Here is a 22,730-nt window from a genome sequence, read left to right as displayed (position 1 = left end):
AGCGGCGCGCAAAAAAGGCGTTTTCAGCCGTCAGTATGCGGGCAGTCTGGAAGAACCGACTTTTTCAACAGAATCGGTCGTTTTCTGCCCTTCACGAAGGGCGGCTTTGGATCGGATAGTGACGGTCTAGCATCGACCGTCACTATGGATGATCAGACTTCCGTCTGTTCTGCCATTTCCAGGGCATCATCGACTTGATTCCCAGGTATCTGACAGTGCTTTCAAGCTTCGTATAACCAAGCAGGAGTTGGACAGCTCTCAGGTTCTTCGTCCTGCGATAGATCAACGATGCCTTGGTTCTCCGTAGCGTGTGGTGGCTATCAAACCAGGGGCGATTCACATAACTATTGAAAGCGGCCTACAACACATCAGGCTTTTGACTCGTCCGGCTCGCCCTCCTCCGGCGTCGCTGCTGATGGGGGAGAAAAATGCAAATTGATTAGAAGGTGATAGAAAACAATATCTTTGCGATCCCGCCGGCGGGTTTCCGTTCCCAGCCAAATGTGGTCGGTGTCGCATAACGCTGTCACCTCTCCTGGCGAATCCTCGGCGACTGTATAGCCAACGTATTGCTGTTTCGAAACGTATGGACCATACCCCGTAACGAGTTCGGAGAACTTTTTAACATCGCAGTATCCGACCATGAACACTGGACTCAGGGACTCAGCGTCATAACCCGCGATCTTGTTTAGGTGCTGAGAGATAACCGTCGTGTCGAGCGAGAATAGACGGAATGCTTCGAATATCGCGATCCGCGTATTGTCGCTTGAAGTGATAAACCCATCGATCTCACCTGGGCTTTTACCGGACGCTGAGTGACCGCCCCGTTTTTGATCTCTAAACCCTACCCGCGCTTGCGCCATCCGATGGTCAAACAACGAAGTAAACCAGTCGTTGATCAAATCCTCCAACATGATCCGGTAGCTCGTTTTTCCTTTTGCATTGTCTTCGACTTGCAAATTGCGCTTACGCAGTACGAGTTCGCGAGCTACCGCCAGGACCGCGTCCTTTAGGTATTCGTGTGGCGGCTGGTCTGGCCTGACAATTTCGACGTAGGTTTCAAAATCTTTGGCAATGACCTGGGCGTAGTGCTTCTGGAGCTGCAGAATTGAGCGCTGAGATCCCTCATTTAAGAGCTGAACCAGATCTTTCATGGAAGGCAGGTCTGCCTCCACTTTAGAGAGTTCAGAGATCAAATCATCAATGCCCAAGTCATCAGGTGTCGACTGATTGAGTTCCTGATAACGCGCCAGTACCTTACGTGCCGTGAAGGCATCGCCACGCGCTATAAGCGCGCTGCAATAGGGTGTAAGAATCTGAAGCCGCGTATGCTGCTCAGCAGAAAGCCTCATCCAAAAACTGTCGATCTCTGGAGCACCGATCAGTCGGTAAGCATCCAGAATGGTGGCCACCCAGGTTTCGCTCATCTGCTCGGGTTCGATTCTTCCTGCACCGTCGAGGAAATAGGCTAAGGCGTGCTGAAGACGGGTATTGTCTTTATCGACCGCGTACAACTGAAGGTGTCCGTAGAATAATACGAAACCATGGTGACCTCGCTTGGTTTGCCGGTAGAGGGAATCCATGAACCGGACACTCTTTGCAGGGTCAGCATCGCTGAAGGCCATAGCGATTATTTGTCGTCTGAAATGGTCGCAGTCCTCGTAGTGCGCGCGATCAGTGGATTGCCCCAATGATCCTTTCCGCTCATGCGGAATAGGCAATTTATCTGCCACTTGCTGAAAACTGGCGGGGTCTGATTTATTGGCTTCGTACAACTCCAAGAGCTGCCATTTGTACTCGTAGCTCTGCCAGACGTTGCGAATGCGAACGATGTTCTGATTGCTGGAGTTCGCAAATCGCTCCTGTGCGAGGATCTCTTTCGCTGACTCTAGTAATCGAGCAGCAGTCTCAGTTCGCCCCGCATCACATGCGGACGTGAAGGCTTGCTCCAGCCCCGTCAGACCCAGGTCATCACTTGCGTAGGATTGGCGAACGTCGATCGCTTCATGCAGTAGTCGTGCGCGGGCGATAACAGCGCATCTCTCCAATAAAACGAACAGATGATCCAAGGGAATAGAAGGTACACACCGAGCAACGAACTCCTCATACAGCTCATCGCGAAATGAATTGGAGTAAGAGCAGAACTGTTCCCAAAGATCGTATTTGTCCGACCCAGGCATTTCTCCAAATAGATGGACGAACTTCTCCCGAGGGCCAAACCCACAAGACCGCACAATCTCCTGCACCCTCGTCGCGACGCCACGCAGCGGTCCGGGAAACGGGGTCGGTCTGCCGAGACACATCAGGACCTGAATATATTGGCTCACCGCTGAAGCCACATCAAACGGATGCGGACTACCGTAAGCAAGAGCCTGCTTCCATTCATCACATCTGTTGGACAAAGATAGAAGGGAGCTCGGCCCCGTCTCAACAATGAGTTTTCCCCACGGCAAGGTGGCAAAGAATGCACTGGGCTCCAGGCTACACAAGCCTTCCAAGTTTGCCGCGAACTCAGCACCGTAATACGCCTGAATTGATTCACGTAACGCTCGGCATGTTGCTCCGGTTGGATCGATCCCTGAGCTTTCCAGACGATCGATAAGCCAGAATCCCAACAGATATTTGTAGTGCTGACGTGACTGCTCGTACCGCGAACCTTCAATCCGTGCGGGAAGATCTGTAAACGCCTGCGCCAACTGGACAACCTGCTGATGTCCAAGGGCGTCTAGGAGGTTCAGCAAGAAACGGTATTCGAACCCTTTAGCGAAATCGGGAGACCTGAACGCGCACTGGTCGCCCAACACCCTCAAAACGGATAGGACGCGAGCGATAAAATCTGGTTCCTTTTCGACAGAACGAATGTACTCTCGGCACACCAGCTGTTGATACCCGTCTTCCAGATTCTGGACATAGGACATATCGCTATTCCGCGAATGTTCAAAGATTTGTTTGGCGAGGTAGTAGAACGCCACGTCGCAGGTCGCAGAGCGGGCGAGTAGCAACACCATGTAGTTCGAGTGCTCGTATCTGGGCAGGACGATGAACAGTATGTATTTGAGGATCGGCCGGCTGTCTGCAAGCTTCACCAAGTCCTCAGTGAAACCTGAGGAAATAAGATGCTGACCCTGGATTCGAATACTGGCATCGACCACGCTGGACAGCAGCCAACTGTAGAAGAGCTCGCTGCGCCCGCGCATTCTTGAGCGATGAAGATCAACAACGAATTCGAGATTGTTTGATGCATCGCCTACCTTCGGCGGGTAAACATCCTCAAGCGAACTCAGCGTCGGCTTAGGAAGCTCCATCGTTCGGGTGGAGCCTGACCTGCTACCTTGGTCACTGACGACAAACTCATGGTGGATTTCCATCGGCCGGATACGGCCTGAGAAATCCTCTTCGTTGATCGATTGCTTGATGTAAAAATCGACATCTAGAGCAAGCTCGGCGTCTTCAGCTAAAAACCTCAAAAGCTGCTTATTGAATTCCTTGCGTTCCTCATGCTGCTGTTGGTCAAAGATGACCGGCATGCCCCATTCGCAATTGACGCGGAAGCACATCATCCAGTGAGAAAAAGCCTCCTCTGGGGTCTGCGTGTTGCGCAGGGTCAGCCATAAACGAGTACTGATCAGTGAACTGAAATTCTGATTACCGGGCGATAGGCTAAAAACGCCGTCCTTAAGCTCGAGTTCCGCAAGGAGCTGCTCCACGGTCAGGTGATCACCAAACTCCACATGCAGCAGCTGCCTAAGCTCTGCCTCTGGACAGGCATAATGAGGCTGGATGCAGCCGTTTCGACCGTAGCGGATGTCTTTAAGATGATTGATTGCCTCAATCAGCGGCACCAGGCTTGGGTCTACTGCGCCCAGATCTCTCACAGAGTCACTGTGAGTGGCGCACCATCCTGCGTAGAAAGAGACCAGCCCCCACTTTTCGAACTGCGAGAGCGGAATGTCAGTGCCAGCAAATGGCATGCCGGATGACCGCGGCCATTGGAGTGTGCCGGCGAGAACAGCCTCCACCGTTTCCCTGTCCAGCATTGGTGTCGCCAGCTTGGCATGTACCAGAAAAATGGAGAACGCCTTGGCCTGACGTTGCTCCTCGTACGAATAAACCTCGACGTCGCGATCCCTCGTCGCATATCCCGCCAATATTGCTTTCAGGTGTCGCCAATTTTCCGAATATTCGTTCATGGTGGTTGCCGGTCCATTGCAAAAAAAGAGTCGCGTAGCTTCAACCGCGCATTATGTTGACCACCCGGCGCGCCGGACAATAGCGTAGAAAGTCGTATTTTTACCCATGATGATTTCTCGCCCGCCCCTAGTGCCGTTGTCAGTTATCTGCAACTCGCCAACAACCTTAGTAATTAGTTGAAGAGGCTCATGCCTTCAACTTCCCACAGGTAGGAAAAACAAGCCTAGGTCGAACGACCGCTATTGGCCGATTCTGTTGAAAAAGTCGGGCATGGTTTGCGCGTCGGAAAAGTACGCGTCCGAGATTGAAATTTTTACTTTTAGCAGAGGCTTCCGGACTCGGATTTCACGTAGCAGCGTGCAAAAAAGGCGTTTTAACCAGTCAATGTTCAGGCAGTTTGGGCAGACCGACTTTTTCAACAGAATCGGCCGGTTTCTGCCTGTTGCGAAGGGCAGCAGCCGACCCAGGCTGTGTGAAAACGTACTGAATACGTCGAAAGTTGAGAACTACGGGCGTTGTCTGCGACAACCAGCAGACGGAAGCGCGAATTGCCTTAGTCAGCTACATAGACGTTCGTAATGCTGTTTGGGCCGCGTCAGCGGCCCAAACGGCTACTAACGGGCGAGCAAGTGACTGGATTTACGTCCTGATCGCCTCAAGCAGTCCTACTATGCCGAAGATGCTCATCATTCGTTTGAGGTTGTAGGCGAGTACATGAAGACTCATTTCGGTACTTACCCGCGGAAGTGTTTTGGTCAGGAAGTGGGTGGCTCCCATCCAATATTTGAGTTCCAAAAGGATGCTCAACAGTCTGGCGGCGAACCTTCATCTTCCCCGGGTCATGTTCCAGCCGAACCTGCATCGCGTCGATTACCGCCTCATGTTCCCAGCGCTTCACACGGCGTTCCTTACCCGTCGTACATTGCTTTTGCATTGAGCAGGACTGGCAGCCCGAGAAGTAGTAACAATGCAATAACATGCCGTCTTCCATCGACGAATGCCGCCTGGTCAGTAGCTGCCCCGCAGGGCATCGATACTCGTCCGACGCAATAAGATAGATGAAATCCTGTTTGCCGAATCGGCCTTCGGCTTTGTTGCCAGATGTGAGGGGTTTCGGTACGAAGGTAGTGATGCCAGCTTGCTCGCAAGCATGGATTTCCAGACCTTTGTAATAGCCTCGGTCGGCCACCACCGTTAGCGATTCAGCCTTGATTTCTTCACGCGCTTGGTTCGCTATATTGCTCAGTTGCGTCCGATCATTACAAACGTTGGTCACCGCATGGGCAACGATCAGATGGTGTTTGTCGTCGACAGCTGTTTGTACGTTGTAGCCAACCGTTCCGGTGCCTCTGCCGCTCGTGGCCATTGAGCGTGCATCTGGGTCTGTGAGGGAGATCTGCTGATCTGGACTGTCGTGGAGCTGCGCCTCGATGTCCTTGAGTTTCTGCATCTGCTTTTTCAGTGTTTCTATCTTTTCTTTAAGCCGCTCTGCTTTGGCCTCGGCTACTTCGGGCGTTGCCCGATCCGCCGAATCCATCGCCGCCAGATATCGATCAATGCTCTGCTCGATCTGCTGCATGCGTGCCTTCACCTTGCCCTGAGTGAAGTTGCGGTCGCGATTATTGACGGCTTTGAATTTGCTGCCGTCGATGGCGATGATCGATTGGGAGAAGAGATTGAGGTTGCGACAAAGAACTACGAACTGACGGCATACGCTGCGAATGGCTTTGCCGTTGTCCTTGCGAAAGTCGGCAATGGTTTTGAAGTCCGGAGCCAAACGCCCCGTTAGCCACATCAACTCGACGTTGCGCTCAGCCTCACGCTCAAGCCGGCGGCTGGACTGAATCTGATTGAGGTAGCCGTAGATATAGATCTTCAGCAAGACCGCTGGGTGGTAGGCCGGACGCCCCGTCGCGGCAGGATCGACGCCCTCAAACCCAAGTGCGCCCAGGTCGAGTTCATCGACGAAAACGTCGACCACTCGCACTGGATTTTCTTCGGCTACGTAATCGTCCAGACACTCCGGCAGCAAGGTGACTTGCGTCCGGGCCTCGCCTTCAATGAATCGCTTCATGATCGCCCCTGCTACGATCTCGACGATGAAAAGGTTAGACGATTACTGGCCCTTTCTCACAGCCTGGCCCCAAAGAGGACGTAAGCTTGCCCCTCATCTCGTGGCATAGCAGCATAGTGAGAATTTACTCCTTCGCTATCACCTATCACGCACCTCCAAGGTCACCATGTCCATAAATCTTGATGAGCTACTGAAAACCGTAGACGACGAACAATCATTCATCGGCTTCATTGAAGCTCTAGGTATGGATTTCGCCGAGGAGCGTTTGCTGGAGGAGACCTCTCCGTCGTCTCCCTATGGACCGGGGGCGTTGGGGTGGGAAATCAACTGAGCCAACCGATCATTGATCAGTGCTTGTTGCGAGCTGAAAAGTAGGCATTGTGCGTTGAAAACACTAAGTTGCTATCCGGACCAATTAGCTCGACAACGAACGGTCTTTGCTGCTGGAGCGGCGAATGGCCGCTCCTGGCCGATTGTGTTGAAAAAGTCGGCCATGGTTTCCGCAGCTGAAAAGTACGCGTCCGAGATTGAAATCTTTACTTTCGTCAGAGGTTTTCAGACGCAGATTTCACGTAGCAGCGTGTAAAAAAGGCGTTTTCACCGGTCAATGATCAGGCAGTTTTGGATGGCCGACTTTTTCAACAGAATCGGCCGTTCTCTGCCGGTCATGTCTCCACAAGTCTTGCTGGTCAAATACGGTGCACATGACTGGTCAACTCGAAAGCAAATGGGGGGCAACCTCGTGCAATTACCCAACTGTGATCTGAATATGGCCGAGAGCAAAATTCTCATGCTCTGAGGAATCCATTCAAAGCATCTGGTCAAGTCCCATGCAAACAGCTGGTCAGGTCCAATGCAAATGGGTGGTCATGCGCCTCTGAATGTGGGTTGTCGATTCAGTCTTCCCGTCTGCTTTCTCCTCTGCGTCCGCGTCAACCAACCGTATGCGTGCGGAGAACATACCTTCCTGAGCTCAAAGCCAAAGGCAATGGTGTCCACCTAAGTTGAAGTGGACAGTTTTAGCTTTATACAAACGCAAGGGTGTCAGAAAAAAGAAAGGGTTTGGTGGCTACTGCCTGTCGGCCTCGCTAGTTAGCGCCAGTGTAAAAGTGGCGTTCGATCAAGATCGAACGCCATTGAATATTCAACATTCTGCTTGGCAGGTCTAACTCGGTGTCTGGGGCACTTGGGGTTCATGACTTAGCCATGGGTAATGCCCGCTACCTCGTCCTTTGCGGCTTCAATAACCCGCTGCGGATATGTGACTAGCAGGTCTTGTGGTCGCTCGCCTCCAAGCAGGCTGCTGACTGAGGCAAACCAGTACGCCATGCCCCAACTGCTCTTCTTGGTTGCCAAGATCTTGATGACTTCCCGCATCACTGGAAGCGGGCGATACGCGGCGTCCTTATCGAGCCCGTAGACGGGGAAGTAATCGCAACCGTTGTGCCGGATCGCGAATAAGCGATTGTCTCGCTTCCATTTGTTGGGTTGCGAGCTGGGGTTGCGCGAGCTGTACTGAGCGAGATGCGCGATCTCATTGGCCGTCACCCAGTCGTTACTTTGAAGGATCTCGGTTTTCGCCTGTGCCTGCATTCGGGCCTCGCGCAGTAACGTCGACGGCACCGGCTGCTTAGGCACCATCAGGGCGACGATGGAAGCAATCGTATCGGCAGGGAGGGGGTGCAGGCGGGCGCAGAATGCTTGGGTGAGCATGTCTATGGAGCATACGTAGGCATCGACCATTTCCTGTGATTTCGCATCCACGGTAATGACAATCTTGTACCTAGAACCCTCAGCGTCTTGAGGTGCGGATTCAATTTCAATCACAGGCGATTCTCGATCGGATACCAACGGTATCGGTATTGAAAGTCATACTGACCTCCGAAAGTTATCGGCGCGATCAAGTTTTGCCAATAACCTATCTATCTTTGAAGGTTGGTTGTCGCAATCACCGCTTGGCAGTAACAACGGTACCTCCTTTGAACTCGGCTGGGGGCATTGATGTTGGTGCTTACTCCGAATTGATCCAGTTGCTGAGTGTCGCTGTACAGATCAGCAAGATGTCGACTTAATCCGGGATTCTCTATAACCGTTCACAAGTGTCGCGTTCGCCCGTACAGTAAATACGGCTCAGTGTCTGGAGAGTTCTCTGGAATCCTATCAGTATAAATACCATTTTCTGTTTCATAGCTATAACCGAAATCCTGAGTCGTGTGGTTAATCATTAATTTAGCGCATATAAGTGTTTCAACCGACCATCCTCCGGAATTTGTCATTTTTTCCGGTAATGCAATAAATACACGATCAATACCTACTTTTTTGCTGAACGAGTATGTGGTTAAAACCTCTTTCAACTCTTTGGCATCGGAAACGATAGAGAGCCGGCGGCTGGTTTTCAGCTCGTCGCCGTGCCAATAGAAAATAAGGAAAATCGGATTGTCACCATCGTACTCTACGCGACGGGCGGTACGCTCCACGTCCTCAAAATGCTCACTGGTCCCCAGTACATCCCAGAGCATTCCGAACTGATCCACTACGTTGAACATAAGCTCTTTCTTACTCCTAAAAATTTCCCAACAAATTCACATTATACTGTGAAGACTGTGGCGGCAAGGTGGACCACAGTTCCTCCCCTCAATGGAGGGGTTTGTGAACGTCGCAACAGCTTTTGGTTTGGTCTTACGAACTGTGAGGAAGCGAGCAAGCCTCACGCAAGAGCAACTGGCTCTTCAGTGCGGTTATCAACGGAACTACATCAGTTTGATGGAGCGCGGACATAACCAGCCTACCTTAGAAACGCTTCTGTCTCTCGCTAACGCTCTACGTTGCGATCCTGCTGATTTGGTGGTGGACACAGTCCGTGTGTTGGCATCCGGCTGCCCTAGCGATTAGACCGTCTATGATCAAGCTGGTACGGCGTTTAAATTTCCCGCTATCCGATTTGTTTTCAGAGCCATTGCCTCCTCGAAGCCATTGTCGATTGGATCGCAAGCTGCATTTGAAGCGTTCAGCTATGAATAACGAAGGCGACCCGCAAACAGCCAGCACAGCTCGGTATCTGGTGCGGCAGAAAGGGCTTCGTCCAAAAAACGGCGGGCTTTCTGAAGACGTTTTGCTGAGAAGCAAACACGCTTAAACCGACACTGCTTGGCCAGGAACCACTTTATTGTTCTGCTTTGCGCTTGCCTTACTAGGCACGTAGGTCAAATACGCCTGGTGTCAGTCCGTTTAGCTTGATTAGTACCAGGCTGTGGGTGTTCAGTTAACGAATCGCGCAGAGAGACGGTGCGAGGTCGGTTCGACTGGAAGCGCTAGCTCAGTCTGGTTGATTTCCCGTTCCTCAAGATCCAGTTGGAGCTAGTCGATAATCATCTCCCGATGCTCGAAGCAGTGTATGCGTCCGGCCAAGTCATCTACCCATGTGTTGCCCTAGCACCTACCTTGTTAGGAAGCAGCGGTGTATGAGTTCGACTGCAGCGTCTCCGTTCGCCTCATACAAGCCGCAAGCTGGCCTGGTCCGTAAGCGAATGAAACTTGAAATAATTTTAGAAGGCCTGGCCGAGTCGCTGTTGCTCGAAGTCACCTCGTTCCCAAGCGACCAGAAAATTCTTATATTTCGAGGCTTCAATCTCGTACACGGCAACCTCCGTAACTTCAGCGAGCCCTTACCGACAAGCTTCATTTTTTGAATTGATGAGCCTCGCATAGTGGACGTTATGGGTAAATTCAGCTCCGGGGCTTCGCTATTTCGGCGCTAAATTCGTCGATCACGACGGCAAAGCTACCATAGCGTCATATTATGCGAACTATCGGATCACCTCGTGGGGCTCTGCCCGATGCTTTTCACCACCGTGGAACTTGAGGACAGCTGAAATTGAGGCTGCCCTTCGACAGGCAGAAAAATGACTTTATAGACGATTATAGAGTGATTATAGAGTGATGATAGAATGGCCCCTCAGCGAGCCTCATCAGCCTCGAACGGCCTCAGGTGAATGGCTTCTTCTGCATCGATACGAATTTTGGCACGTGCAACAATAACCAACGCCTCGGCAATCCAAGCCGCGTCACCGGTGTCATAAGCATCAGCCAAAGGCCTCCACCATTTCCCAGCTATCCAAGTAATCCACTGGGTCAAAAACAGTAATTTTCCTAAGCGTCCGCTGAAGAAACCTTAAGTGACTCAGGCCGGCACCCATTAATGCGGCAGCAGTTGATCAATCTCACTGGCGCGCTGCGTTGGCACCAACGCTTGAAGTTGCTCAGCATCCAGCTCCCATCTCGCAGCATTGTCGAATGCCGGGCCAGTGAAACTTGCCTTGGTTCAATCGGCGAGCAGCCAGCCAGACTCCAAACCCGTCATGCACCAGCACTTTCATACGAGTGGCTCGGCGGTTGGCAAACAGATAAGCGCAGTGCGGCTTCGCCGCACCGAACACCGCGATCACCCTGGCCAGCGCAGTTTCAGTGCCGGCACGCATGTCCATGGGCTCGGTGGCAAGCCAGATGGCCTCGATGCGAATCATTGCGTGAGTCCACGGACAAAGCGGGCACAGCCTTTAGGATCAGACGTTAGCCATTTCACGAACATTGATTGCTCGCCAAATGGCAGCTCAATAATCGCCGACCCTTCTGCCTGCTGTTTGGGTGTAGGTCTCAACGGAACGAAAGCCGGCAACGCCGCTGGCAGCTGATCTCGGTAAAGCGGTAGCCACTTGGGGATCACGTTGGCGTTGATGCCGTGGCTGATGGCAACACTGTATAGGGTGCGCCCGGTTGCAGGCATTCCTGAACAACCTGGGCCTTGAAGAGTTTCGGGTAAAAGCTTCGTTGGCGCATGGAAGTCCTGACGTTAAGGGTGATCGCGTTCGCTCAAATATACGCGCACACCATCGCCCTTAATGCTGGAGTTCGGAAGGTGTGTTGGCTGGACGCTTAGAGCGCCAGTTAAAGCTGGCAGAGGATAGTCGATGAAAGTTCGATACTGGTAAGAAATGGCGAATCAACCAGACCCCGAGTCATGCACGTTGCACCGCGAGGTGCAGGGTGAAGCGTTGACAGGGGAAACCGATGGGCCAGCCATTGAGCCGCGTAATCAGGAATTCGGGATGCCGATGCTGTTAAGCGAAGCAGAAGGCAATACGGAGCATGGCGTTATACGCCAGTCATGCTCTGATCCCGCGCGGTCGGAGACCCTGTGCACGTCGGGAAGTCCTTTGCACAGAAACTGGGAGATCTCAGCGGTGCCCGATGCGCAAGCACCGGGCGGAGCAGGAAAGGCCAAAAGCCGTAACCCTGCTGCCCACGCTGCTGAGAAGTCGGATACGTCCGTAGTACCTGAGAAGCCATAGAACAAAGGGCCGATCCCTGCGGAGATAGTAGAGGAAAGGGACGTAGCCAAGGGAAACAACGACAGGCCTCCCGCGCCCCGGACACAGAGCCGGATCAGTTGCGAGTCGATGGGACTTGAAGGTGTACGTGAAGCAGCCCGAAGGAACAAGGGCATGCAGTTCACGGCATTGCTGCACCACATCACACCACAGTTATTGGCGCAGAGCTTTTATGCCCTGCGCCGCGATGCTGCGGTGGGCGTGGACGGCATGTCGTGGCGAGACTATGAGGAAGGTCTTCTCCAGCGTGTGACCGAGTTGCACGGAAGACTTCACAAAGGAGCCTTCCGGGCAACGCCATCGCGGCGGGTCTACATTCCCAAAGCCGATGGCAGGCAACGCCCGTTGGGTATTGCTTCTTTGGAGGACAAGATCGTACAGCAGGCGGTTGTTACCGTTCTGAATTCGATCTATGAGGAAGACTTTCTTGGATTCTCGTATGGGTTTCGACCGGGCCGCAGTCAGCACGATGCGCTGGATGCGTTAACGGTCGCGCTGAAAAGCCAAAAGGTGAACTGGATACTTGATGCGGATATCACGTCGTTCTTTGATGAGATCGACCATGAATGGATGCTGATGTTTCTGGGGCACCGGATTGCAGACCGGCGCTTGCTCGGGCTTATCTGCAAATGGCTTCAAGCGGGTGTTGTGGAGGATGGCCGTAGGGTAGCTGCGACCAAGGGGACGCCCCAAGGCGCAGTGATATCACCGCTCCTGGCGAATATCTATCTTCACTACGTGCTGGATCTATGGGCAAGGCAGTGGCGCGAGCGCCACGCCCGTGGCGATGTGATTGTCGTGCGCTACGCGGATGACAGTGTGGTGGGGTTCAGGACGAAAGTGCAGGCTCAGCAGTTTCTGGTGCAGTTGCAGGAACGGTTGGCCAGGTTCGGCCTATCGCTCAACGCCTCGAAAACACGACTGATCGAGTTTGGTCGTTTTGCTGTGACGAATCGCAGGAAACGAGGTTTGAGAAAACCGGAGACTTTTGATTTCCTGGGTTTCACCCACTGTTGTAGTGTCAGCCGACGGGGTGACTTCCAAGTACTGCGGCTGACCGTCAAAAAGCGTATGCGTGTGACGCTTCTTGCTATCCGCGAGGAGCTGAGTCGCCGGCGTCATGACCTTGTCCGGGTTCAAGGGCAATGGCTCAAACGTGTGGTAAGCGGTTACTTCAATTACCACGCGGTACCGGGGAACCTGATACGTCTTGGTGGTTTTCGTTTGGCGGTGTGCCGTCTCTGGCGGCAAGCCCTTAAGCGTCGCAGCCAGCGTAATCGGCTTCAATGGTCACGTTACGGACGCCTTGCCGATCTCTATATCCCGAGACCTAGAAATGCACACCCTTACCCTGAGGATCGCTTTGCGTCACATACCCGAGGCAGGAGCCGTATGCGGTAGTTCCGCACGTACGGATCTGTGCGGGGGGTGGCAGGTGACTGCCGTTCCTACCGCGACCGAAGCTGTAACCGAAATGTGTGCTACGCGGCTTGGCGATCGTCATTTTCAACCGCTTGTGGAACCATTTGTAGCTATCTTGGCAGTCGTGGTTAAGCTAATCAGGAGTATGACGGTAAGCGTATTTTTTTGGTCACTCACCAAAAACCTTCAACGTAGAGGTGCATTGCAGGGATGCATAAAATTATTTGAAATCTGCGCGCCAGCGACTATCCAAGCCTTTCAAATGGTAACCGAGTTACTCATTTTTCCGCATTTTGGCTGAATTATGTCTCTTAATGAGTAATTTCGTTACGCGCCGTGCCCGGCATGGACACATCCTCACAACAGTGATTCGCAAAAAGCTCTCAATAAAAAATTAATTTGAAATCATAGTTGATTGTTTTTTATAGATTTTTTGTATTTCATGAAAAAAATTATTCATTGAATACCACTCTGGCCTCTGGCTTGCATCAGCCTGTATATACAGGATGATGTAAGTGCGCTCTTCATTTTATTCCTGTCCAAACAAACAAGCGCACAGGAGTTGAACCATGTCCCACAGCAAATTCCGCGACGTTGTTATCCGTGCATCACGTGGTAATCAGCTAACCGCCAAATCGTGGTTGACCGAAGCGCCGCTGCGCATGTTGATGAACAACCTCGACCCTGAAGTCGCCGAGAGCCCTAAAGAACTGGTGGTTTACGGTGGCATCGGTCGTGCGGCGCGTAACTGGGAATGCTACGACAAGATCGTCGAAAGCCTGACCAACCTGAACGACGATGAGACCCTGCTGGTGCAATCCGGCAAGCCGGTCGGCGTGTTCAAGACCCACACCAATGCCCCACGCGTGCTGATCGCCAACTCCAACCTGGTGCCACACTGGGCGAGCTGGGAACACTTCAACGAACTGGACGCCAAAGGCCTGGCCATGTACGGCCAGATGACTGCCGGCAGCTGGATCTACATCGGCAGCCAGGGCATCGTCCAGGGCACCTACGAAACCTTCGTCGAAGCCGGTCGCCAACACTACAACGATGATCTGAAAGGTCGTTGGGTCCTGACCGCAGGCCTAGGCGGCATGGGCGGCGCTCAACCTCTGGCCGCGACCCTGGCCGGCGCTTGCTCGCTGAACATCGAATGCCAGCAGGTCAGCATCGATTTCCGTTTGAACAGCCGTTATGTCGACGAGCAGGCCAAAGACCTCGATGACGCGCTGGCTCGCATCGAAAAATACACCAAGGAAGGCAAGGCGATTTCCATCGCGCTGCTGGGTAACGCCGCTGAAATCCTGCCGGAAATGGTTCGTCGTGGTGTGCGCCCGGACATGGTCACCGACCAGACCAGCGCCCACGACCCGCTCAACGGTTACTTGCCCGCCGGCTGGACCTGGGAAGAGTACCGCGCTCGTGCCAAGACCGAGCCGGCTGCCGTGGTCAAAGCCGCCAAGCAATCGATGGTTGTACACGTTAAAGCGATGCTGGATTTCCAGAAAATGGGCATCCCGACCTTCGACTACGGCAACAACATCCGTCAGATGGCCCAGGAAGAAGGCGTGGAAAACGCATTCGACTTCCCAGGCTTCGTACCGGCTTACATCCGTCCACTGTTCTGCCGCGGCATCGGTCCATTCCGTTGGGCTGCACTGTCGGGCAACGCTGAAGACATTTACAAAACCGACGCCAAGGTCAAAGAGCTGATTCCGGACGACGCCCACCTGCACAACTGGCTGGACATGGCCCGCGAGCGCATCAGCTTCCAGGGGCTGCCGGCACGTATCTGCTGGGTTGGCCTGGGCCTGCGCGCCAAGCTGGGCCTGGCGTTCAACGAAATGGTGCGCAGCGGTGAATTGTCCGCGCCCATCGTGATCGGTCGTGACCACCTGGACTCCGGCTCGGTCGCCAGCCCGAACCGCGAAACCGAATCGATGCAGGACGGTTCCGACGCTGTGTCCGACTGGCCACTGCTCAACGCGCTGCTGAATACGGCGAGCGGCGCGACCTGGGTTTCCCTGCACCACGGCGGCGGCGTCGGCATGGGCTTCTCCCAGCACTCGGGCATGGTGATTGTCTGCGACGGTACTGACGAAGCGGCCGAGCGTATTGCTCGCGTGCTGCACAACGACCCGGCGACCGGCGTCATGCGTCACGCCGATGCGGGTTACCAGATCGCCATTGACTGTGCCAAGGACCAGGGGCTGAACCTGCCAATGCTTTCGAACTGACAATAATAGTTTGGTCTTCAAACACCGCCCTAGGCGTGCATTTGAAGTGTTCCCAATGGTATTGAGAGCATGGGGTATTCCTAGTGGTGTGAAATACACTCGTCCATGCTCCCCCCTTCTCCTGAGATCAGCGGAGCTAGTCATGATTTCTCAACGCAGCGCAGCCTTGTCAGTATCAAATATTCATAAAGCTTTCGGCGCAAGCAAGGTGCTGAACGGAATATCGATGGATGCGCATAAAGGGGATGTAATCTCCATTCTCGGGGCTAGTGGGTCAGGCAAAAGCACATTGCTTCGTTGTATCAATTTGCTGGAGACTCCAGACGAGGGCTCCATTGTGGTAGATGGTGAAACCATCGAAATGAAGCGCCGCGGTGATGGAGGTCAGTCGCCGCGCCACGTTCGGCAAGTAGAAAAAATTCGTAGCAAATTAGGAATGGTTTTTCAGGGTTTCAATCTCTGGTCGCACATGACCGTTTTGCAGAACGTTATCGAAGGTCCACTGCACGTGCTGAAGCACTCACGTTCGGAATGTGTAGAGGAGGCCCACAGGTTGCTGCACAAGGTGGGGCTTTATGAGCGGCGCGATTCTTATCCTGCTCATCTTTCTGGTGGTCAGCAACAGCGGGTGGCGATCGCACGGGCATTGGCCATGAATCCCCAGGTGATGTTGTTTGACGAACCCACGTCTGCACTCGACCCTGAGCTGGTGGGGGAGGTGCTCCGAGTAATGCGGTCGTTAGCGGAAGAGGGTCGCACGATGCTAGTGGTGACGCATGAAATGGGCTTCGCACGTAATGTCTCGAATCGTGTGTTGTTCATGCAAGACGGCAAAATCGACTGCCAAGGTACCCCGGCCGAGCTGTTCGAGGGGCTGCCAACGGATCGTTTTCGACAGTTTGTATCCAGTCATCAAGAGCGCAGCGCTGGGTGATCTCTGCGGTGGTTCAAATCTTGATAGTTCCTACACGATAGAGCTAGGCGAAAGCAGAGCTAAATTCGTAGGCGACGTTTGTCCGTGGATGTAGTAGTGCGTCTCGGTATGCAGAAACGAGTCCATTTTCAAGCAATCTCAGGATGGCGAATGCGGAGAATGGCTCGCGTTTCGGGCAGCATATTCAGCGACGTTTGACGCTGTCGCCGCTCAGGTCCGGCAGGGGGTTGAATATGCGGATTGATACAAGCTGTAAAGCAGGGCGTGCTCGTTGTCTGAATGCATAAATTTATACTTGCATTGGATGAATAGATAGTTACAATTCCTTTTAGTGGCTTGTAAAACGCTACACATAAAAATAATTTTGGAGCGCATCTATGCTCGACTCAACCGCTGACCGACTACGTCTTCGCATTGGCGTCGATTCTGGAGGCACCTTCACAGACATATGTATGTTTGATGAAATCAAAGGCGAAATTTCTGTCTGGAAGGTGAGCAGTACCCCTCAGGACCCTTCTATGGGCATCGAAGTCGCAGTCGAGCAGGGGTTGCGAGAAGCCTCACGAGTTTCCGGTCGCGCTGCGGATGTCCATTACTTTGGTCATGGCACGACAGTTGCGACCAACGCTCTTATTGTGGGCCGAGGTGCGGAAACGGGCCTTATCACGACGGCAGGCTTCCGCGATATTCTTGAGTTGCGTCGTCAGAAGCGGGACTCGCTCTACGACTTGCAGATGGAAAAACCAAAGCCCATTGCTTCACGCGATAGATGCTTTGAGGTGGACGAGCGGGTCTTGTTTGATGGGGCTGTTTTCAGAGAGTTGGATGAAGGTGGTGTTCGTGCTGTTGCGCGGAAGCTGCGTGATGAGGGTATCCAGTCAATCGCGATCTGCTTTCTGTTCAGCTACGTCAACCCAGAGCATGAGCTTCGCGCCAGACGAATCGTCGAAGAAGAGATTCCTGGCGCCTACGTCACCCTTTCGCACGAAGTTGCGCGGGAGTTCCGTGAATACGAACGGTTTTCTACTACCGTTGTGAATGCTTACCTAGGTCCGGTCATCAAGAACTATCTACAACGCTTGAAGCCGAGGCTTGCCGAGATTGGCGTCGCGTCGCCCGTGCATCTGACTCAGTCCAACGGTGGGATTATCTCATCCGAATCGGCACAGCGTTTTCCGGCCAGGACAGTGCTTTCAGGTCCCGCCGCAGGCGTGATGGGCACTCTTGCCATCGCGAAAACAGCTGGGTTCGATAATCTGATTACGTTCGATATGGGGGGGACCTCTACGGACGTATCGCTTATCAAAGATGGCACTCCAAGCATTTCGAACTTGGCTATCGTCCATGGCCATCCGCTTAAGCTTCCGATGCTTGATATTCACACCGTTGGTGCTGGTGGCGGCTCAATTGCATATGTTGATGCGGGTGGTCTTTTGCAAGTCGGGCCGCGTAGTGCCGCAGCAGATCCCGGACCTATTTGCTTTGAGCGCGGGAACGACGATGAGCCGACTGTGACCGATGCAAACGTCGTCCTCCAAATTCTGAACCCGGTTGCTTTGCTCAATGGACGTTTACCTGTCAATCGGGCGAAAGCTGAAGCGGCTATCGCGAGACTTGGAGAACGGCTCGGATTGGGCGTAATGGAAACTGCGCAAGGTATTATCAGCGTAGTGATTGCTAACATGGCAAAGGCTATCCGAGTGGTCTCTGTTGAACGCGGACATGACCCTCGCGACTATGTGATGTTTGGCTTCGGTGGCGCCGGCCCGATCCACTCCTCGCGATTGGCGCGTGCGCTCAACATGCCGAAAATCGTTATACCCAAGTATCCAGGGATTATGTGTGCGCTAGGCTTGTTGTTGACCGATCTGCGCACGTCCACATCGTTGACTCGCCTGCTTCCTCTTCAAGAAAGCAGCTGCAAAAGCCTAGAAACAGGTTTCGCAGAATTAGAAGTAGATATTGCCCACTGGTTTGAAGAAGAGGAGATTGAAGAGGAGCGCCGTAGAGTCGAATGGTCCTTGGACATGCGCTACGGCGGTCAAGGTTTCGAATTAGCTGTACCTTGCCCTGTAGGCAAATTTGATCGCGACACGATTGAGGCGTTGCGCCAAGCATTTGAAGATGCCCACCTACTTGCGTATGGATACATCGCGAAGACAGAGCCAATCCAAGTGACCACACTTCGGATTGCTGCTGAAGGCCGTGTAGAAAAAGCGAAATTCCCAACCCAGCCGGTATCTGTCTCGAGAGTTGAAGATGCTGTCGATGAAGTTAGGGACGTTTGGATTCCTGAGTCTGGCGGGTTTACGTTGTGTCCCCTGTACGACAGAGAGAAGCTGGGACCAGGACATGCCATTGATGGTCCCGCCATCATCAATCAAATGGACTCAACGACCCTGATTCTTCCCGGCCAGATTGCGCGTGTCGATTCTTACCTCAATCTGATTATCGAGGAGCGTGTATGAACCTCAATAAGTCGACCTCAGTCTTGCAGTCGGAAAATCAGTACGCTGTGAAGCTTGATCCAATTACTGTTGCAGTCATCGGGAGCGCGCTTTCAACCATTGCGGAAGAGATGGGTAAGGCGGTTATCCGAGCGGCATATTCTACGAACATCAAGGAACGTCAGGACTGCTCAGCTGCGCTGTTTGACAACGCCGGAAATACGATAGCCCAAGCTGAACACATTCCTATTCACCTTGGTTCACTGCTGGGGATCGTTGCATACGTGATTGAGCACCACGATATGTCAACGGTTCGTCCAGGTGACGTTTTCATCGGTAACGATGCATACACGGGTGGGGGGACTCACCTGAACGATATTGTCCTGATGGAGCCAGTGTTCTTCAAGGATGAAATGGTTGGATGGGTTGCCAACCTCGCTCACCATTCGGATTTTGTTGATCGCGGCCACGCTCATATCTTTCAGGAAGGGCTTCGTATCCCGCCGGTTCGACTTTATAGAGAAGGTAATCTCCAAGATGGCGTGATGGATCTCATCCTCCTCAACTGCCAAGTGCCCCATGAGCGTAAAAGTGACTTCCGCGCGCAGATGGCTGCCAACCGCCTCGGTGTCCGACGCTTTCAGGAGTTGTGCGAATGCTATGGCAGTCAACTGGTTGCTGATGTTTCTGCAGAGATTCTGAACTACACGGAACGTCGAACCCGTGCTGGCATTGCTCAGATCCCAGACGGCGTCTATGAGTTTCAGCATGAGTTTGACACGAATCTGATTGACGAAATACTGGACCTGAAGGTGCGAGCTACTGTCCAAGGAGACGACTTGTTCCTTGAGTTTCCGGATGCTCCGCCTCAGGTGCGGGCACCTATCAATATGGTGTTTACCGCTCTGCAGGCAACGGTCTTTTTCGCAGTCAAAGCATTGGTCGACCCTGGAATACCGGCGAACTCGGGATTTCATAGGCCAATCCACATTTCGGCTCCTGTGGGAAGCGTGTTGAACTCGATAGCACCTGCCGCTGTTTATAGCCGAACTGATATTGCCATGCGCCTGGTTGACATGATTTTCGCTGCATTTTCACCAGTATTGCCGGAGCGTGTAGCTGCCGCGTCCACCGGAGGCATCCTGCTTACAACTAGCGGTATGCACCCAAGAACCGGCAGATTCTATGTCTATAACGAAATGCAGGGCGGCGGTATGGGAGCACGGGCAGGTAAAGATGGGCTTGATGGAGTCCAGGTGAATACAACCAATAGTGCAAACCTGCCCATTGAAGCACTGGAGACAGAGCATCCGGTTATGGTCGAGTGCTATGAGTTTGTGCAGGACTCAGGCGGACCTGGCAAATTTCGCGGCGGAATGACGATGAGACGTCGTGTGAGAGTACTGGGTCATGTTGCGAACATCTCGGCTGGTGGTACGAATACCCGGCTGCCCCCGTACGGTCTTTTCAGTGGACATAGCGGTACTCCCGCCCGGGTCGAAATGCCTGACGGCGCTCCGCCACTCGATCGCCGGAAAAGTGTGCTTCAGGCCGGCCAAGCAGTGGGAATGGTTGCAGCAGGAGGAGGTGGTTTCGGTGATCCGAAACTTCGGTCGCGCGAATTAGTGATCCGTGACCTGAAGGAAGAGCGGATTTCAGAGGCTGCTGCCAGAGACATCTACGGGCTAGACATCTAGTTTCTTAGATGCGCGGCGTCAACGCGCTCAGTGCGCGAAGGCTAATTAGCAGATCCGGTCATCTAACAGGACATATCCACCATGAACGAAGTTAGCTTTATAGGGGTCGTTGGGTTCGGTCCAAACGGCTGGGGCATGACACTACTACATGGCGCCGCAGTGACGCTCGCTGTAGCCATTTGCGGGATGCTGCTTGGCATGGTTGTTGGCACCTTCGGAGCTTGGGCCAAAGTGTCCAATCGTAGGCCATTTGCAGGCATTGCAGGTGCTTACACCACTATCATTCGCGGTCTTCCAGACTTGCTGATTATTTATGTAATTTACTTTGGCGGGAGCGCGGTTCTCACTTGGATCCAGCCTCTGCTTGGTTCGTCCGGCTTCGCCAGCTTCCCTGCCTTCTTGGCCGGTACCATTGCGATCGCAGTCACATCGGGAGCGCAGGGGACCGAAGTACTACGGGGCGGATTCAATGCAGTCTATAAAGGCGAAATCGAAGCTGCCGTCGCGTGCGGTATGCCGCGGTATTTGCGCTTTCGAAGAATTGTGGCGCCATTAACATTAAGGCATGCGTTACCAGGGTTAGGCAATGTCTGGCTCAGTGCTTTGAAGGAATCTTCTCTTCTATCAGTGACAGGGTTGGCGGAGCTGATGCGACAAGCTCAGGTAGGAGCGGGCTCTACTCGGTTACCGTTTGATTTTTACCTGGCCGCTGCGCTGATTTATTTCATCCTGTGCACGGGTTCGACATTAGCGATTCAGCATGTCGAGCGACGCCACTCACTTAATCTGTTAGGGAGAGCGTGATGGACTTCCAATTTATCTATGAAACATTCATCCAGTTATTACCTGGACTGCCACTTACGGTTGGGCTGGCTGTAATAAGTGTTATTTTGGGTGGGCTCTTAGGGTTTGTGGTTGCTCTATTAAGTATGTCTTCTTTTCGATCAGTGCGAGCGATTGCGTGGCTTTACGTTCAGTTATTTAGAAGTGTGCCGCTATTGGTTCTACTGTTTATAATTTACTACGGTGTTAGCCAGTTTGCGGTTGTTCGTCAGAGTGTGTTCTGGCCTTTTCTTCGCGAACCATTTTGGTGCGTTCTTTTAGCGCTGACGATTAACACTTCTCCATATGCTGCGGAGATTATTCGTGGGGGGTTAAAGTCTGTTAGTCGCGGAGAGCTTGAAGCCGCCTCCGCGTGCGGAATGTCTCGGGTAATGCGGATGCGGAGGATAATTGTTCCGCTCGCGATGAGGCAAGCACTTCCTGCTTATGGGAATGAACTGATAGCTATGGTGAAAGCGACCGCCCTTGCGTCTTTAGTGACACTTATGGATGTCACAGGTATAGCTACCAGTATTGCTTCGCAGACATATCGACCAATTGAAGTGTATGTGTCTGCAGGGATAATCTACTTTGCTATGAGTTATATGATGACCCGCGTGGTGCGTTGGACTGAATATAAATTGAGCGCTAATTTGCGGCCGCCAGTTTTTGGACTTTCTCCAAGTATCAAGGAGAAGACAGCATGAGTAACGTTTATGTACTCCCGCCTTCTGCGGTAGAATTAACGAATATTCGTAAGCAATATGGAAGCTTAGAGGTGCTAAAAGGCATCTCGCTTCAAGCACGGGAGGGCGAAGTAGTCTCAATACTTGGGTCCTCTGGATCTGGAAAGTCGACATTGCTCCGCTGCATTAATTTGCTTGAAACTCCAGATACAGGAAGTATTGTGGTTGCTGGTGAGCGCATAGATATCTCATTTCGTGGGGGTAGTGCGCCGAGGCAATATAATAACAAGCAGATCGAAAGGATTCGCTCAAAGGTCGGAATGGTATTTCAAAGTTTCAACCTTTGGTCGCACAAAACAGTACTCGAGAATATTATCGAGGCTCCTATGTACGTACAGCGCCGTCCAAAAAAAGAGTGTTTGGAGGAGGCAAGGGAACTACTTGATAAAGTCGGCATATCAAATAAAGAAAACGCGTACCCGGCGCACCTATCTGGAGGCCAACAGCAGCGCGTAGCCATCGCTCGAGCACTAGCGATGCGCCCCGCTTTGATGTTATTTGACGAACCAACTTCAGCCCTAGATCCAGAGATGGTCGGCGAGGTGCTCAGGGTTATGAAGGGCTTGGCGAAGGAAGGCCGGACGATGCTTGTAGTTACCCATGAAATGGGCTTTGCCCGCGAGGCATCTAGCAGAGTGGTTTTCATGGATCAAGGTTTAGTGAAGGACGTGGGAACTCCAGATGAAATATTCGGTGGGACGCGTTCAGATCGACTCAAACAATTCCTTGCTGGATAATTTTGATAGTTGCAAAACACCCTAGTACTACTC

15 protein-coding genes and 1 pseudogene are annotated in these 22,730 nt (G+C 52.8%); 10 read left to right on the top strand and 6 right to left on the bottom strand.

All coding sequences use genetic code 11. The features are described from left to right. Positions 1-368: 368 nt before the first annotated feature. The 4 genes and pseudogenes from AC07N8_RS07590 to AC07N8_RS07575 all read right to left on the bottom strand — a co-directional run bounded on the left by AC07N8_RS07590 (position 369) and on the right by AC07N8_RS07575 (position 8,811). Entirely contained in the window at positions 369-4,190 is a 3,822-nt protein-coding gene (locus AC07N8_RS07590) for a hypothetical protein (RefSeq protein WP_493142905.1), read from the bottom strand. Between the two features lie 640 nt (positions 4,191-4,830). Then, positions 4,831-6,265: pseudogene (locus AC07N8_RS07585) on the bottom strand (IS1182 family transposase). A 1,200-nt stretch (positions 6,266-7,465) separates the two neighbouring features. Next, a complete protein-coding gene (locus AC07N8_RS07580) occupies positions 7,466-8,092 on the bottom strand; it encodes a hypothetical protein (RefSeq protein WP_493142903.1) in 627 nt (208 codons plus the stop codon). A gap of 266 nt (positions 8,093-8,358) precedes the next feature. Continuing rightward, the gene (locus tag AC07N8_RS07575; RefSeq protein ID WP_493142902.1) at positions 8,359-8,811 is read right to left on the bottom strand and encodes a hypothetical protein; all 453 of its coding nucleotides are present in this window, start codon (positions 8,809-8,811) and stop codon (positions 8,359-8,361) included. Between the two features lie 91 nt (positions 8,812-8,902). On the opposite strand from AC07N8_RS07575, the gene AC07N8_RS07570 reads away from it, so the two are divergent. Together AC07N8_RS07570 and AC07N8_RS07565 are read left to right on the top strand one after the other, a co-directional pair. After that, positions 8,903-9,157, top strand: a complete 255-nt coding sequence (locus AC07N8_RS07570; RefSeq protein WP_493142900.1) for a helix-turn-helix domain-containing protein — start codon at positions 8,903-8,905, stop codon at positions 9,155-9,157. Positions 9,158-9,164: 7 nt separating this feature from the next. Then, positions 9,165-9,401 (top strand): hypothetical protein, encoded by a 237-nt coding sequence (locus tag AC07N8_RS07565; protein WP_493142898.1) that lies wholly within the window; start codon positions 9,165-9,167, stop codon positions 9,399-9,401. A gap of 819 nt (positions 9,402-10,220) precedes the next feature. Here AC07N8_RS07565 and AC07N8_RS07560 read toward each other — a convergent pair. Further along, positions 10,221-10,355 (bottom strand): hypothetical protein, encoded by a 135-nt coding sequence (locus tag AC07N8_RS07560; protein ID WP_493142896.1) that lies wholly within the window; start codon positions 10,353-10,355, stop codon positions 10,221-10,223. A 169-nt stretch (positions 10,356-10,524) separates the two neighbouring features. After that, positions 10,525-10,788: an IS66 family insertion sequence element accessory protein TnpB gene (gene tnpB, locus AC07N8_RS07555; protein WP_493142895.1), complete on the bottom strand. Its 264-nt coding sequence runs from the start codon at positions 10,786-10,788 to the stop codon at positions 10,525-10,527. Positions 10,789-11,766: 978 nt separating this feature from the next. Between tnpB and ltrA the strand changes: the two genes are divergently transcribed. From ltrA to AC07N8_RS07515, 8 genes are all read left to right on the top strand, one after another. Beyond that, complete coding sequence (ltrA, locus tag AC07N8_RS07550; protein ID WP_493142893.1) at positions 11,767-13,053, top strand: group II intron reverse transcriptase/maturase; 1,287 nt, start codon at positions 11,767-11,769, stop codon at positions 13,051-13,053. A gap of 590 nt (positions 13,054-13,643) precedes the next feature. After that, positions 13,644-15,314 carry a urocanate hydratase gene (gene hutU, locus AC07N8_RS07545; protein ID WP_493142892.1) on the top strand — a complete coding sequence of 557 codons (1,671 nt, stop codon included), beginning with the start codon at positions 13,644-13,646 and terminating at the stop codon, positions 15,312-15,314. Between the two features lie 142 nt (positions 15,315-15,456). Further along, on the top strand, positions 15,457-16,248 hold the full coding sequence (locus AC07N8_RS07540; RefSeq protein WP_493142890.1) for an ABC transporter ATP-binding protein: 792 nt from the start codon (positions 15,457-15,459) through the stop codon (positions 16,246-16,248). A 377-nt stretch (positions 16,249-16,625) separates the two neighbouring features. Then, on the top strand, positions 16,626-18,716 hold the full coding sequence (locus AC07N8_RS07535) for a hydantoinase/oxoprolinase family protein (RefSeq protein WP_493142889.1): 2,091 nt from the start codon (positions 16,626-16,628) through the stop codon (positions 18,714-18,716). Further along, a complete protein-coding gene (locus tag AC07N8_RS07530; RefSeq protein ID WP_493142887.1) occupies positions 18,713-20,392 on the top strand; it encodes a hydantoinase B/oxoprolinase family protein in 1,680 nt (559 codons plus the stop codon). The genes AC07N8_RS07535 and AC07N8_RS07530 overlap by 4 nt, the downstream gene beginning before the upstream one ends. Before the next feature lie 81 nt (positions 20,393-20,473). Then, complete coding sequence (locus AC07N8_RS07525; RefSeq protein ID WP_493142885.1) at positions 20,474-21,196, top strand: ABC transporter permease; 723 nt, start codon at positions 20,474-20,476, stop codon at positions 21,194-21,196. Continuing rightward, complete coding sequence (locus AC07N8_RS07520) at positions 21,196-21,921, top strand: ABC transporter permease (RefSeq protein ID WP_493142883.1); 726 nt, start codon at positions 21,196-21,198, stop codon at positions 21,919-21,921. The genes AC07N8_RS07525 and AC07N8_RS07520 overlap by 1 nt, the downstream gene beginning before the upstream one ends. Beyond that, positions 21,918-22,697, top strand: coding sequence for an ABC transporter ATP-binding protein (locus AC07N8_RS07515; protein WP_493142882.1), 780 nt, complete (start codon positions 21,918-21,920; stop codon positions 22,695-22,697). Before AC07N8_RS07520 ends, AC07N8_RS07515 begins: the two co-directional genes overlap by 4 nt. Positions 22,698-22,730: the final 33 nt, after the last annotated feature.

This window comes from Pseudomonas sp. GW821-FHT10C09 (assembly GCF_059415465.1).
The sequence above is the reverse complement of the archived record's forward strand: the minus strand, read 5'-3'. Positions and strand labels throughout refer to the sequence as shown.